Annotated in this window: 1 protein-coding gene; it reads right to left on the reverse strand. The window is 54.8% G+C overall.

The window, feature by feature from the left end:
• Positions 1 to 290, reverse strand: a 290-nt coding sequence (locus H5185_RS22570) for a cadherin repeat domain-containing protein (protein WP_182743374.1), incomplete at both ends; no start/stop codon positions are given.

Genomic DNA, 290 nt, shown 5'->3' on the forward strand with positions numbered 1-290 from the left:
TCAGGCGTTTCATTGACATCAAGCTCAGTGAGGGTGACGTTAATGTTGGTGGTGTTGACGCCATCTGAGGCGCCGACGACTAAATTGTGCACGTTCGCCAGGGCTTCAAAGTCATTGGCGACGGCAGCCACGCCCGCTGGGGTCAAGCTGATGACACCGGTCACAGGGTCAATCTCAAACCAAGCGTCGTCATTGCCGCTGACGATACTGTAGGTCACTGGCGTGCCTTCCGGATCGATGGCAGACACAGTGCCAATCACAGTGCTGTCGCTGCTGTTTTCAAAATACGT

The organism is Shewanella sp. SG44-6, assembly GCF_014164185.1.
GTDB lineage: Bacteria > Pseudomonadota > Gammaproteobacteria > Enterobacterales > Shewanellaceae > Shewanella > Shewanella vesiculosa.